1 protein-coding gene is annotated in these 1002 nt (G+C 54.6%); it reads right to left on the bottom strand.

The window, feature by feature from the left end; translation table 11 throughout:
* Positions 1–308: 308 nt before the first annotated feature.
* On the bottom strand, positions 309–1002 hold a 694-nt coding region (locus BZL43_RS26995; RefSeq protein ID WP_143517903.1), incomplete at its 5' end, for a site-specific integrase.

Raw genomic sequence — 1002 nt, 5'->3', positions numbered from 1 at the left:
GCTAATCGCACTTTGGGAGAACCAGCGTGGCGTAGCCTTGAAGGTTCTGGCTACCTGGGTTGCTGTCAACGACAGCACTTTGCCCGACCTTTTCTACGCCTGTGGAGAATTGGGTCAAGGCTCGAATTTTCGGGAGTTCTGCGGCTGTGAATGAAATTATCCACTTATGGAAATCAGTGGTTTTCCACAGACAATTGCGTGGGCTTTAGATTTTTTAAGTGAGGTCCATCCAAACAGGGCGGCTTTGCAGCCCTGTTTGGATGGACCCGCGTGGACAAACGGATCACTGAGATATGAGGACCGAGCGCTTACTCAGTTGCGCCACGTTTTGCTTTTAGGCGAGTGACATTCGCACCCGTCTGATTGACGAATTCGCGTGGGCTGACATGCTTCTGCTGATTAGCCTCAAGGTAGCGACTCCACCAGTTCATGATCAGCCTGCGCTCCTCGATGAACTCGGCCTTGTGGATGTAAGCGGCGCGGACGTTGTTGCGTTCCTTGTGGCTCATCTGTCGCTCGATGGCTGTGTCCGTCCACAAACCTGACTCGATCAGTGCGCTGCAGGCCATCGAACGAAACCCATGCCCACAGATCTCGGATTTGGTGTCGTACCCCATCTTCCGAAGCGCGCTGTTCACCGTGTTTTCAGACATTGGTTTCCAAGACTTGGTATCGCCTGCGAACACCAAGTCAAATTTGCCTGTGATTGCGTGGATCTGCTCGAGCAGGGCGATCGCTTGCGGCGATAAGGGTACAAGATGGATATCGCCTGCCATCTTCGTACCCCTTGTGGAGAAGGGTACGTCTTCCAACGCTGGTCGCGTGTCGGGTATTTCCCAGACGGCACGTTTGAGGTCGAACTCGCTCCAGCGGGCGAAGCGCAGCTCGCTGGAGCGTACAAACACGTGCAGCGACAGCAAGACCGTCAGCCGGGTAAGTGCGCGGCCTTTATAGGTGTCGATCCGTTCCTGCAATTCAGGCAAGCGCGATAAGGATAAGGCG

The sequence above is a fragment of the Pseudomonas sp. PICF141 genome (assembly GCF_002286815.1).
Lineage (GTDB): Bacteria > Pseudomonadota > Gammaproteobacteria > Pseudomonadales > Pseudomonadaceae > Aquipseudomonas.
Note: the sequence above shows the minus strand (reverse complement) of the source record. Positions and strands in the feature narration are given on the sequence as shown.